Annotated in this window: 10 protein-coding genes and 1 other RNA gene; 5 read left to right on the top strand and 6 right to left on the bottom strand. The window is 60.0% G+C overall.

Going from position 1 to position 12,044, the window contains the following annotated elements; translation table 11 throughout:
* Positions 1 to 51: 51 nt before the first annotated feature.
* From BV106_RS01765 to ffs, 3 genes are all read right to left on the bottom strand, one after another.
* Positions 52 to 1,458: a DUF1501 domain-containing protein gene (locus BV106_RS01765; RefSeq protein WP_038159595.1), complete on the bottom strand. Its 1,407-nt coding sequence runs from the start codon at positions 1,456 to 1,458 to the stop codon at positions 52 to 54.
* Between the two features lie 25 nt (positions 1,459 to 1,483).
* Positions 1,484 to 4,597, bottom strand: a complete 3,114-nt coding sequence (locus tag BV106_RS01760) for a PSD1 and planctomycete cytochrome C domain-containing protein (protein WP_038159590.1) — start codon at positions 4,595 to 4,597, stop codon at positions 1,484 to 1,486.
* Between the two features lie 309 nt (positions 4,598 to 4,906).
* Positions 4,907 to 5,001: signal recognition particle sRNA small type (gene ffs / locus BV106_RS36765), an RNA gene on the bottom strand.
* A gap of 174 nt (positions 5,002 to 5,175) precedes the next feature.
* On the opposite strand from ffs, the gene BV106_RS01755 reads away from it, so the two are divergent.
* The 3 genes from BV106_RS01755 to BV106_RS37965 all read left to right on the top strand — a co-directional run bounded on the left by BV106_RS01755 (position 5,176) and on the right by BV106_RS37965 (position 7,403).
* Entirely contained in the window at positions 5,176 to 6,249 is a 1,074-nt protein-coding gene (locus tag BV106_RS01755; protein WP_038159587.1) for a hypothetical protein, read from the top strand.
* Positions 6,250 to 6,324: 75 nt separating this feature from the next.
* Positions 6,325 to 7,110, top strand: coding sequence for a hypothetical protein (locus BV106_RS01750; protein WP_038159584.1), 786 nt, complete (start codon positions 6,325 to 6,327; stop codon positions 7,108 to 7,110).
* Between the two features lie 89 nt (positions 7,111 to 7,199).
* Positions 7,200 to 7,403 carry a hypothetical protein gene (locus BV106_RS37965; protein WP_265595225.1) on the top strand — a complete coding sequence of 68 codons (204 nt, stop codon included), beginning with the start codon at positions 7,200 to 7,202 and terminating at the stop codon, positions 7,401 to 7,403.
* A gap of 536 nt (positions 7,404 to 7,939) precedes the next feature.
* On the opposite strand, the gene BV106_RS01745 is transcribed toward BV106_RS37965, so the two are convergent.
* From BV106_RS01745 to BV106_RS01735, 3 genes are all read right to left on the bottom strand, one after another.
* Positions 7,940 to 9,259 (bottom strand): GTP-binding protein, encoded by a 1,320-nt coding sequence (locus tag BV106_RS01745; protein WP_038159582.1) that lies wholly within the window; start codon positions 9,257 to 9,259, stop codon positions 7,940 to 7,942.
* 59 nt (positions 9,260 to 9,318) lie between these two features.
* Complete coding sequence (cysD, locus tag BV106_RS01740; RefSeq protein WP_038159579.1) at positions 9,319 to 10,230, bottom strand: sulfate adenylyltransferase subunit CysD; 912 nt, start codon at positions 10,228 to 10,230, stop codon at positions 9,319 to 9,321.
* 66 nt (positions 10,231 to 10,296) lie between these two features.
* Positions 10,297 to 10,959 (bottom strand): phosphoadenosine phosphosulfate reductase family protein, encoded by a 663-nt coding sequence (locus tag BV106_RS01735; protein WP_038159577.1) that lies wholly within the window; start codon positions 10,957 to 10,959, stop codon positions 10,297 to 10,299.
* Between the two features lie 174 nt (positions 10,960 to 11,133).
* Here BV106_RS01735 and clpS point away from each other — a divergent pair, with 174 nt between their 5' ends.
* Both clpS and BV106_RS01725 read left to right on the top strand, forming a co-directional pair.
* On the top strand, positions 11,134 to 11,430 hold the full coding sequence (clpS, locus tag BV106_RS01730) for an ATP-dependent Clp protease adapter ClpS (RefSeq protein WP_038159574.1): 297 nt from the start codon (positions 11,134 to 11,136) through the stop codon (positions 11,428 to 11,430).
* Positions 11,431 to 11,445: 15 nt separating this feature from the next.
* Positions 11,446 to 11,988: a hypothetical protein gene (locus tag BV106_RS01725; RefSeq protein ID WP_038159570.1), complete on the top strand. Its 543-nt coding sequence runs from the start codon at positions 11,446 to 11,448 to the stop codon at positions 11,986 to 11,988.
* Positions 11,989 to 12,044 lie beyond the last annotated feature (56 nt).

Genomic DNA, 12,044 nt, shown 5'->3' with positions numbered 1-12,044 from the left:
CAGGCTCTGCACCTCAGGAACGCCCTTGCCTTCTTCCCCTCTCCACCTCCATCACGCCAACACACCTTTCACCACATGCCCGTGCACATCCGTGAGGCGGAAGTCGCGCCCCTGGAAGCGATAGGTGAGCTTCTCGTGATCAAAGCCCAGCTGATGAAGTAGGGTCGCGTTCAGGTCGTGCACATGCACGGCATCCTTGACCACATTGAAGCCTAGTTCGTCGGTCTCACCGTGGATGTGCCCTTTTTTGAATCCACCGCCTGCGACCCACATGGTGAAACAGCGGTTGTGGTGATCGCGGCCGTCATTGCCTCCTTGAACCATGGGCGTCCTTCCGAACTCGCCGCCCCACACCACCAGGGTGTCATCCAGCAGGCCGCGTTGTTTCAGGTCCTTCACCAGCGCCGCGCTGGCCTGGTCGGTGTTCTGGCAGTTTTCCTTGATGGCCTTGGTCAGGTTGCCGTGCTGGTCCCACGCCTCGTGAAAGAGCTGCACGAAGCGCACGCCGCGCTCAATCAGCCGACGGGCAAGCAGGCAGTTCCGGGCATAGGAGGCTTCCTTCACGTCCTTGATCCCGTACATCTCCAGGATGTGCTTGGGCTCCTGGCTGAGATCCATCAACTCCGGGGCGCTGGTCTGCAGGCGATACGCCATTTCATAGGCATCAATGCGCGCCGAGATCTCAGGGTCTCCGGCATCGCCCAGGGCCAGACGGTTCAGCTCATTGAGCGTGTCCAACGAAGCCCGCTGGGCCGGGGCGTCAATGCCTCGCGGGTTCGAGAGATAGAGTACGGGGTCCCCAGCGCTGCGGAAGGGGACACCACCATAGGAGGTGGGCAGGAAACCGCAGCCATAGTTGCTCGCGCCACCGCTGGTGCCTTTGGCACTGGTCAACACCACATAGCCCGGCAGATCCTCACACTCGCTGCCCAGGCCGTAGAGCGTCCAGGATCCGAAGCTGGGTCTGCCAAACTGCTGTGATCCTGTGTTCATCAGGATCTGGGCCGGCGCATGGTTTACCGCATCCGTCTGCATGGAGCGAATCATGCAAAGGTCATCCGCGATGCTGGCCGTATGGGGCAACAGCTCACTGATGTCCATGCCGCTGGCACCGTGTTTGGCAAACTTGTACTTCGCGCCCAAGAGGGCGGAGTTTGGTTTGATGAAAGCGGCACGATACCCGTTGAGCAGTTCTGGAGGAGGCAGCTTGCCATCCCGCTTGGTCAGCTCGGGCTTCGGGTCAAAGAGCTCCAGGTGACTGGGGGCTCCGGCCTGGAACATGTAGATCACCCGCTTTGCCTTTCCAGAGAAGTGCGGTGTCGGGAGGCTTCCTGAGGACGAGGAAGACATCGCTGCTGAAACCTCACGGGCCAGCAAGGAGTTGGCCGCGATCCCGGCCAGGCCCAGGCCGCAGTCGCGCAGGAACCAGCGTCGCTTCAGGTAATTGGTCGCAAACATGGGGAAAAGAAGAGGGCGAGGTCCGTCAGGACTTGGTCATGGTTTCGTCCAGATTCAGGAGGACACGGCTGACCACCGTCCAGACCGCGATATCGGTGGGAGTCGCGTTGGGAGGCAGGAGCTCGGGCTTGGTGAACGCAGAAAATGCGATCTGGCCTGCCTTGAGTTCACCTTTGATCAGCCGCTCCCGGGTGGTTTGCGCCAGACTTAGGATCTGGTTGCGTTCAGCTGGCTGGATGGCGCGCGAGGTGCACAGGCGGATGGCATACTCCGCCCTCGTGGCATCGTTGTCTCCACCTTCCCTCAAGACTCGCTGGGCCATGGCTTGTGCCGCCTCGACAAAGATGGTCTCATTGAGCGCTGTGAGCGATGATAACGGCGTGTTGGAACGCGGCCGCCGTGCGCAGGCCAGGTCGCCGTTCGGAGCATCGAAACTGCTCATCACTGGGTCTGGCATGGAGCGCTTGCGGAAGAGATACAGTGCCCGGCGATAGCGTTCTGGGCCATCGGGAGGCAGCCAGTAGGTGGGTCTTACATAATTGTAGTCCAGCACGCTCTGGGGCACAGGTGGGAAGATGCTGGGGCCACCCACTTCCTGATGCAGTAGCCCCGCCATGGTCAGGGCGGAATCGCGCAAGACCTCCGCCTCCATCCGGAAGCGTGGCCCCCGGGCCAGCAGGCGATTGTTTGGGTCGCGTTCCCGCGCTTCCGCGGTCACCCGGGAATCCTGCTGGTAGGTGGCACTGGACAGGATCGTGGAGATGAGGTGCTTGTGACTCCAGCCGTGGTTCATGAAATCCACGGCCAGCCAGTCCAGCAACTCCTGATGTTCTGGAACCGGTGCCCGCATGCCGAAGTCCTCGGACGTCTCCACGAGGCCGCTGCCAAAGAGGGCCTGCCACACCCGGTTCACCGCCACCCGTGCGGTCAGGGGCGCCTGCGGATCGGTGAGCCATCTGGCAAAGGTCAGCCGGTCGTTCGAGGTAGTTGGCGCCGCGGTCCCACGCGTGAGCTGGAGTGCCGCCGGGATGTGCGGGGGGATGAGTTGCTTGGGGCGGTCCCACGAGCCGCGATCCAGCAGATGGGTTGGGCGCTGACTATCCCCGCGACGCTCGGCGAGGTGCAAAATGGAGGTGCTTGCTGGCGGCAGCTTCTTCCATGCGGCGGCGATCTGGTCGTTCATGGGCGCGGCCTCCTTCACTGTCTTCCGCCACGCCGTGAACACAGCCTCTTGTTGGGCAGCCGTGCGCTGGTCCACCGGCGTTGCGATCGCCAGTGTCGCGGCGTGGTCCACGGGTGGGGCCTCCGGGTTGGTGGCCTCCGTCAGACTCACCCGGCAGCGACCCAGTTGGGTGTTGTGCCGACCATTGTCGCTGCCACTGTGGTAGAACTTGAGCAGAACCTTCAGTTTGGTGCCGGGTGGGAGATCCAGCGGCTTTTCGAACTGTACCACCGCCACGCCCTCCTGGTTGCGCAGGCCGGGGCCGCGATCTGCTCTCCATCCGGTGTCATCATTGCCATCAATGAGGTAGCTCACCGGGCCGCGCACCCGCTTTTGCTCCTTGTCGAAGTCCGCCTTCCAATCTTCCTCCATGCGTCCATCGGGTTCGGAGAAGTCGGCCGTTGCCCGAGTCAGTTTCACCGGCGTCCACTGCTCAGAGCCGGGAGCCTGGGTGGTCACCACCATCTCACTGATGGCCCAGGTGCCGTACTTGCTCCGGCCCGGTCCGTTAAAGGGCAGGTCTCCGTGGCAGAGCGCCTCCAGTTGCAGGCCGGTTGCTCCTTTCAGAGCAGGTTCAAAGATGGCGTAGATATCGCCCTTCGTGGTGGGGTGACCTTGGGTGAGGATGGAAAGATCGACTTCCTGGGTGGGGTGATTCAGTCCGGAGGTGCTACCCAGTTCGGTGGCCTTCAGTGGGTTCCAGGCGGGCTTGCCGACTTTAATTCCGGTTTCCCAAGCGGCGATTTCCTTCTGCCATTCCGGTCGGGAGCGTTTCAGCTTCTCCTCCACTCCGCGCACCGTGGATTTTACCTGTGCCACCTGCTTCTGCTCCTCAGGCGTGTACACCCACGACTGGGCTTCGTACGCGTTATTAAAATACGCGAAAATCCCGAAGTACTCTTCGTGGGAAATCGGGTCGAACTTGTGGGAGTGGCACTGGGCGCACTGAAGGGAGATTCCCAGGGTGGCTTTCCCCAGGCAGTCCATGCGGTCGAACATTTCATCCATCCGGAACTGCTCAGGCACGATCGCCCCCTCCTCATTGACCATGCTGTTCCGGAGCAAGCCTGTGGCGACGAGTTGGTCCTGCGTGGGTTGAGGCAGCAGATCCCCTGCCAGTTGCTCGGTGAGGAATCGGTCATAGGGCATGTCCGCGTTGAAGGCCCTGATCACCCAGTCGCGCCAGGCCCATTGCTCGCGGGGCAGGTCTTTTTCATACCCGTTGCTGTCTGAGTAGCGGGCCGCATCCAGCCAGTGCCGGGCCCACTTCTCTCCATATTGGGGAGTGGCCAGCAGTTTGGCCACCAGCGCCTTGACGGCCGATGGCCGATCTTGCCCCGCAGCGGCTTCAAACGCTGTCACCTCCGCGGGTGAGGGCGGAAGACCAGTCAGATCAAGGTACAGGCGTCGGGCCAAGATGGCTGCGGGAGCGGAGGGAGAAGGAGAGACCCCGAGCTTTGCCAGATGAGACTGTACCAAGGCATCCACCGGATCCCGCCCGGATTCCACAGGAGCCTGGACGGGTGGGACAAAGGCCCAGTGCTTCGCGTAGTTGGCCCCTTCAGTGATCCAGCGCTTCAATGTCTCCACCTGCGCAGCACTGACCGGCTTTTTCTCTTTTGGCGGGGGCATGACTTCGTCAGAATCATGCGTGAGTACCCGGGAGATCAGCGCACTGGTATCAGGCTGCCCCGGAACGAGGGCGGGGCCGTCCGATTTTCCACCCTTTAGCGCGTCTTCCCGCACATCCAGCCGAAGCCCTCCCTTCCGGGTCGCTTCGTCCTGCCCGTGGCAGTGGGTGCAGTGCTCAGCCAGGATGGGCTGTACTTCGCGGACGAAATCCACCGGGGCGGCGGGCAAGGCGGAGCCGGAGATCGAAAGGATGGCCAACAGACTCTGGGCAGGGGGGAAACGCATGGTCGGGCAGCGGCGGGCGCGAGGAATGGCAGGCACAGCCACTTGGGGAAGGGGTTTACTGGCCGGAAAGCACACATACGCGCCTGCAGGGTCAGTTCTTGTCCTGGCATCCTCTGGCTACCCTCCAGCCCGGGGTGCTGCTAAATTTGTCTATTTCAGACGATCATCTGCTCCATCTGCATGCCGCCATAGACCTCTTCACGGGTTGCAGGCGGTGCTCGCCTCATTTTTGGGGCGTCGTGGGAAAAGGGCGAACTCGAAAAGACCTTCTGTGGTTCGTCTAAACGTCACTCCTGAGGCCAGGATAAAATAGGCCAGGGAACCGCGGCAAAGTAAGACTGACTGCCGTTGCTGCCTTCCGGCCCTGGCGGGATTCGCCAGCTCGCCCTCCACGGTCCCTGACGGCCGCAGCATGGCACGTGACGGGTTGAATACAAACGGGAAGTGACAGTCGCGTTGCGATTTTCAAAAAAAGGTTCAAGGCATTTTCACGCAACGAACTTTTATGTTGTGTGGATTGGGCCTTTTCGATAGAAAGACCACTGCATCACGAATTTTTTATCAATCTCTAGGTCACCATGCTCTGGAAACTTCTCTCTGGTCTCGCCGCTGTCGCCCTCCTCGTGGGTGTATGGTCCAGCTACAACAATCGAGTCAGCCTCGAAGAAGAGTTGAAGCAATCCAAGCGTGCCGTGGAAAACAACAAGGCTGTAAAGGCTGAGTTCCCCAAGGTGACCGCTCAGAAAGAGCTCAAGACCAAGCAGCTTGAAGAGCAGAAAAAGGCTCTGGATGACGTAAAGCTTGAGAAGACCAAGGTCGACGGCGACACCGAGCTCAAGACCAAGGAAGGCGAGTTGGTGAAGCAGAACCTTGAAGATGTGAACAAGCAGCTCACGCAGCTTGAAGATCAGATCAAGAAGGTGGGCGACGTGAAGAAGTTGATGGCTTCGGTTCAGGAAGAAACCGAAAAGAAAAAAGCCGTTGATGCCTCCATTGCCAATCAGCAGCAACAGCTGGCCCTCTCCGATGAAAAAATCGGCAAGGTGCAGGCTGAAATCACCCGTTTCCAGGATGTTGAGAAGCGCCAGCGTTCCGGCGTGGTGGAGCCCGGCTTCACGGCCCGTGTGGCTCAGGCCTTCCAGGAGTTCGGCTTTGTGGTGCTGAACAAGGGTAACGCCAGCGGCATGTTCGCTGATGCCATGCTCGACGTGAAGCGCGGCCGTACGGTCGTTGCCAAGCTTAAGGTGCGCGACGTGGAGCAGGGTTTGTCCGTTGCAGATCTCGTTCCTGGATCCCTTGCCCCCGGCGAATCCATCCGTTCCGGCGACCTCGTGGTGGCCGCTCGTGAAGTTCCCAAGCCAGTTGCTGCTCCTTCCGCACCGGCTCCTGCCGCTGATCCTTCCCAGCAGCCTGCAGCTCCCGCTCCGATGGCTCCTGCTGGTGCTGATCCTTTCGGTGGCGCTCCTGGTGCTGCTCCCGCACCGGCTCCGATGGCCCCTGGTGGTGCTGATCCTTTTGCTCCCGCTCCTGGCGCGGCCCCGGCTGCTCCTGCGGCTCCGATGGCTCCTGCCAATGCCGATCCCTTCGCCCCGCCTGCTGGCACGACGCCTGCCGCCCCGGCCACGATGGACCCGTTCGCTCCCAAGCCCTGATCTCATCTCTACGAGGCCTGACTCCATTACCGACCCTGTACTTGATAATCTTCCAGCCCTGACAGCAGCAACACCATGACCAAAGTTCTTTTCCTACTCAGTGCCGTCGTGATGGTGGTAGCAGGATTCTTCAGCTACCAGAATCGCGATACATTTGTCAAAGCCCGTCAGGAGCGTCAGACGGCCGACGCCTCCACGAAGTCTGAGATGGTCAAGTTGAAGAACGAGGCCGGCGTCGTGGTGGGACTTCAGGGTGAAGTGGACAAAGTCACCGGCGAGATCACCAACGAAACCGAGCGTCTCAACCAAGCCAAAATCAAACTGCGCAACGTCCAAGCTGAAGCTGATCGTACTCAGGACCAGTTGAAGACTGCCCAGGAGAAGATCAATGGCTACAAGCAGGAGTTGACCAACATTCCTCCCGGCTTCTCGGTGGAGACCATCAACGAAGACATCAACAAGCTTAAACAGAGCATTGCTGATGGCGAAGCCCAGGTGGCCAAGATCCAGGAGCAGGTGACCGCCAAGGAAGGTGAGCTCAAGAAAGTTCAGGACACGGTCAACGACATCAAAGAACGCATCGAGACCCGCAAGAAGTCCTTTGATCGCAACTCGCTGGTCGCCACGGTCATCGCCGTGAACAACGACTGGGGCTTTGTGGTGGTGGATGGTGGCACGGACAAGGGCATCACCGCTGAGACGTCCCTCCTCGTCACCCGTGGCAATCAGACGATTGGCAAACTCAAGATCGTTTCCATTGCAGGCTCCAAGACGGTGGCGAACATCGACCAGAAGTCCCTTCGCTCCGGTCTCTCGATCACCCCTGGTGATCGGGTGATCCTTGAGACCCTCTACCGCTAAGCTGCAAGGCCCAACGGTGGAAGGACCGGCAGGGGCAATGACATCAAATGCCCCTTGAAGCGATCGTAATTCTGGCTACCAGATTCTCCATGAAGCGGACTCTTTGTCTCTTGTCGAAAATTGTGTTGTGTGGCGCATTGGCTGCCACCGTGAGCTGCGGAACTACGGAGCCCGTCAAGAAGAAGAAGAAAGCGGTGCCGCCGAGTGAAGACCTGAGTGGCCTTCCTTGGAACCGTCCCCGCTCCTTCGAGAGCAGCGCAGGTATGGGCCGCATGATGCCGCAGAGCCGTTAATGTGAAGCCCGTCAGTTGATTCCTTTCAATCCCCGCCAGATCTGATCTCGGCGGGGATTTTTGTTTGTTGGGATGACTACCCCTGCGGTGATACAGCGGGGTAGTCCGACGGTCCCCGTCGGGTTGGTGAGCGGAGAAGGGGGAGTATGGTGACGTCACGCGCGTGCTGGCCGCTCGGTGTGCTCCTCCATCAATCCTTGCGTCATCGCGGGCGAGCACATCACAGATTTGCTTCCGCTGCGCATTGGGAATGGTCGCCCTGCGAATCACCAGCCTCCCATTCTGCCCGGCGGTAGAAGCCCTTCCTCGGAAGTGGATGCTGCCAAGCTCAACGTTGACGACCTTCCAGCGAGGCTACGTTGGGAGCACTGGCGAAAGTTCCCTGCTCCAAAGGAGTGGTGGCGGTCTCGCGTTGCCCAGCGCGAACGAGCTCCCCCTCTCTCGTCAATGGTCCGTCTCTTCTCAAAACAAAAAACCCGGTGAACTCTCGTTCACCGGGTGTTCAGCTTAGAATCAACTCGCTTCTCGCCCTGGCTTTAGATCGCGAACTCGTCAGTGCTCTTGATGCTTTCGTCGCCGACGGCGCGGAGGATCATCCCGGCGGCCACCGTGTTGTTGGTCTGTTCATCCACCAGGATGAAGCTGCCCGTCGTACGGTTGGTGTTGTAGGGGTCGAAGAAGAGCGGGGAGGCGCAGCGGAGGCGGATGCAGCCGATGTCGTTGAGGCCAAATTCTGTCGGACCGGGAACGCGCTCCATGGTGCTGATGTTCACCTTGTAGAGCAGGTCTGGCACGGAGGCGCGCACGGTGCGCGTGGTGTGGCGCAGGTAGAACTTGCCGCGGGGCTTGAGAGGCTTTTCCGTGAACCAGCAGATCATCGCATCAATGTGCGGGCTGTGCTGCGGGGGCTCATCGGCCTTGGTGATCAGGTCGCCGCGGCTGATGTCGATCTCATTGGCGAGCGTGATGGAGTAGCTCAGTGACGGAATCGCCTCTTCTTTCGCACCTTCCAGAGTGTGGATGCCGGTGATGCGGGTGTTCATGCCGGCGGGATACGCCGTCACTTCGTCACCCACCTTGAAGGTGCCACTCGCGACGCGACCTGCGAAGCCGCGGAAATCATGGTATTCGTCTGACTGTGGGCGGATCACCCATTGCACGGGGAACCGGGCGGTGCCTTCGGACTCGCCCACGTGCACCTGCACGCTTTCCAGGTGCTCCAGAAGAGGTTTACCGGTGAACCAGGGCATGTTGGCGGACCTGTCCACCACGTTGTCGCCGTTGAGGGCGCTCATGGGGATGACCGTGACGTTGACCTTGTTTTCCAGGCTGCCGCGGAATTGCTCAAAGTCTGCGAGGATCTCGTTGTAACGCGCTTCGCTAAATTCCACGAGGTCCATCTTGTTGATGGCGAGCACGATCTGCTCAATGCGAAGCAGGGAAGCGAGGAAAGTGTGGCGGCGGGTCTGCTCAACCACCCCATGACGGGCATCCACCAGGATGATGGCGAGGTCTGCCGTGGAGGCCCCCGTCACCATGTTGCGGGTGTACTGGATGTGGCCGGGGGTGTCCGCGATGATGAACTTGCGTTTTGGCGTCGCGAAGTAGCGGTAAGCCACGTCGATGGTGATGCCCTGTTCGCGCTCTGCACGAAGCCCGTCGGTCAGCAGGGCCAGATTCACGTGCTCATCGCCGCGACGCTTGGACGATTCTTCGACCGCCAGAAGCTGGTCTTCGAAGATGGATTTGGAATCGTAAAGGAGGCGGCCGATCAAGGTGCTTTTGCCGTCATCCACGCTGCCGGCGGTGGTGAAGCGGAGAAGGCTGGACTCGGTGGGATTGACAAGAAGATCCATACAAAAAATTTCCTGGGAACTGGAGGAAGAAGGGGATGCGAGAAAGGGCGGGGCGAAACTCAGAAGTAACCTTCCTTCTTGCGGTCCTCCATGGCCGTCTCGGAACGGCGGTCATCGGCGCGGGTGCCACGCTCGGTCTGGCGGGCGGCGGCCACTTCTGCCACCACGTCGTCGATGGTGCTGGCGTCGGAGAGTACGGCGCCCGTGCAGGTGGCATCGCCCACCGTGCGGAAGCGTACTGTCATTTCCTTGATCCGGGACTTTTCCTCATCGAGGAGCTGGACGAATCCCGTCTCAGCATCCAGGAACTGGCCATGGCGCTCGATCACGCGCCGCTGGTGGGAGAAATACAGATTGGGGAGCGGGATGTTCTCCTGGCGGATGTACTGCCAGACGTCCATCTCCGTCCAGTTGCTCAGCGGGAATACGCGGAAGTGTTCACCAAAGTTCTTGCGGCCGTTGAAGATGTTCCAGAGCTCAGGGCGCTGGTTCTTGGGATCCCACTGGCCGAACTCATCGCGGTGGGAGAAGAAGCGCTCCTTGGCGCGGGCCTTCTCTTCATCGCGGCGACCGCCGCCAAGGCAGGCGTCGAATTCATGCTGCTCGATCGTGTCGAGAAGGGTGACCGTCTGCAGCTTGTTGCGGCTGGCGTTGTGCCCTTTTTCTTCGACCGCGCGGCCTTCATCGATGCTCTTCTGCACGGAACCCACCACCAGCGTGGCTTTGACCTCTTTCACAAACCAGTCGCGGTACTCGATCGCCTCAGGGAAGTTGTGCCCGGTATCGATGTGAAGCAGCGGGAAGGGGAGATGCGCAGGGTGGAAGGCCTTGCGGGCCAGCCAAGCCATGACAATGGAATCTTTGCCGCCGGAGAACAGCATGGCGGGCTTGCCAAACTGGGCCGCCGTCTCGCGCAAGATGTAGATCGCCTCGCTTTCGAGGTACTGGAGGTGCGTGATGGAGGATGACATGGAAGAAGTCTGAGACTGAAGGCGGGATGACATGGGCAGGCGGGCAGGCAGGTCGTTTGGGCGGGGTCAGCCTTTGGAGGCGTCGGTCACGAGTTTCGCATGCAGGCCGCACTCGTGTTTTTCATCGCCCTTGGCGGGATCGTAGTAGGTGCGCTCGTTGGGCAGCTCGAACTCAGCGAGGTAGGCCTCCATTTCCACCGGCGTCCAGTCGAGGATGGGGTTCACCTTCAGTGTCTGAAACTTCTCGTCCCACATTATCGGCTTGAGGGTCGCGGCGCGCTGGGGGTTCTGCTCCTTGCGGAGGGCGGTGATCCAGACGGAGGGGGCAAGCTCCTTCATCCCGCGCTCGAAAGGCTCCAGTTTCATGATGCGGCTGAAGCTCTCCACGCGTTCCACCTCATCCGGCATCGGGATGCTTCCGCCGTTCAGCGCCAACCAGTGGGAGGCGGTCATGAGCGGCAGGTAAGGACGCAGATTCAGGGAGAGCTGGGCGCGGCTCTTTTCCGCGAAGCGGTAGGTCTCGGGCAAATTGGTGCCGTGGTCCACCCAGAGGACCGGGATATCTGCCTGAGCCTGCGTGGCCAAGTGCAGAATGACCGCCTCGTACGGACGGAAATTCGTGGTCACAATGGCTTTTCCCCCAGCTTGCTCGACGGCCCAGCGGGTGAGTTCCAAGGGGGAGAAGCCCTTTACAGTGTCATTGAGAGCGGCAACCTGATCAGGAGTCATGGGGTGGCGAAATTAATTCCCATTTCCCGATATGACAAGTAGGAAATAGAAACTTCCTCGGCGTTTCCGGACAACTTTCTCCGCCTTTTGGCCTTGGATATGCAGTAGTGGTCCGGCCGCGAAATGACTTCCCCTCGATTTGCTCCAGCATCGTATTTTGTTTAAGATCATATCATGCCCTCCATCGCCACCCCCGATAAACAGACCTTGGTCGAGACCGACCCGAGCGTGGCTCTGGATTCACCCTGGAACGTGATCATTCACAATGACCCGGTGAATTTGATGAGCTATGTCGCCCATGTGATTCGAAAGCTCTTTGGCTACTCCGACAAGGAAGCGCAGCGTCTCATGCTCCAGGTTCACCAACAAGGACGCAGCCAGGTGTGGACGGGGCGCAGGGAGAAGGCGGAGCATTATGTCCGGGAGCTTCACGGGCATCAGTTGCTCGCCACCTTGGAGAAGTCAGACTAGAGGAGTGTTGTGCCCATGCGATTGAGCGTTCAAAAGATCACGGAAACCTGGCAGTTGGGGGACATGGAGGATATCCACGTCTCATTGCTGCGTCAGGCGGCGGAAGATGCAAGCATGACCGATTGTCCCGAAGGGCGGGCTCGGCTCGTGCCCAGCCCAGTGTCCGCCAAGGACCAATTGCGGGAGGGGGAGTTCCTGGAGGACTGGTCCGAGTTCGTCACCGAGGACCTGGAGAACCAGTTTGCAGAAGATGTGGGCACCTTGCTCGCGGATTTGGACGGACTGGAGTCCTACACCGTCGAGGATGAGCCGGACGAGGAGCGGTACCGGGTGTCCATCCCGCTCGACCACGGAATGGCCTGGTTCAGCACGCTCAATCAGGCCCGGTTGATGCTGGACCAGCGATTCATCCTGCATCCGCAGGGTCAGGAGTTCGAGCCCCACCCAGACCCTGACACGGTCAACGGGCTGGATTTCTCTGAGCGTTTTACTGCCTACATGCGTTATGAATTCTATGCGGTCGTGCAGGAATGGCTGGTGAAAGAGGTGCTGGTGTGAGCATCGAAATTGGGGGTTAAACAAATCTTCATTTGAGGTCGGGGAAGGCGCCCTTT

It is taken from the genome of Verrucomicrobium sp. BvORR106 (genome assembly GCF_000739655.1).
Classification (GTDB): Bacteria; Verrucomicrobiota; Verrucomicrobiia; order Verrucomicrobiales; family Verrucomicrobiaceae; genus Verrucomicrobium.
This window is presented reverse-complemented; position numbering and strand designations above follow the sequence as displayed.